This is a genomic window from Sesame phyllody phytoplasma (genome assembly GCF_018390775.2).
In the GTDB taxonomy this organism is placed as follows: domain Bacteria; phylum Bacillota_I; class Bacilli_A; order Acholeplasmatales; family Acholeplasmataceae; genus Phytoplasma; species Phytoplasma australasiaticum.
This window is the reverse complement of sequence record NZ_JAHBAJ020000057.1, coordinates 1-233: the sequence shown is the minus strand read 5'-3', so window position 1 is coordinate 233 and position 233 is coordinate 1. Positions and strand designations below refer to the sequence as shown.

1 protein-coding gene is annotated in these 233 nt (G+C 33.5%); it reads left to right on the top strand.

Annotation, left to right across the window (positions count from 1 at the left end):
• A partial coding sequence (locus KHD59_RS02475; protein WP_308699655.1) for a group II intron reverse transcriptase/maturase occupies positions 1-233 on the top strand: 233 nt, incomplete at both ends.

The window sequence follows — 233 nt, the reverse complement described above, 5'->3', positions numbered from 1 at the left end:
AATCCAAGTGTTTTGACTCACTTAAGTTATCTAGCTGAATACAGCTGTTTGAAAACACTAGCAAGGAAACGGAAAAAGTCAATTGCCAAAGTTCGAAAGAAATGTAAAATTGGTTCAACTTGGGGAATTTCTTATCTTAACAAAAAGGAAACCCAATACGAACCATGGAATGTTTACTCTTGGGACAAAATTAAAAAAATGCGTAATTATAAGGGAAATCCGGATATTACCAT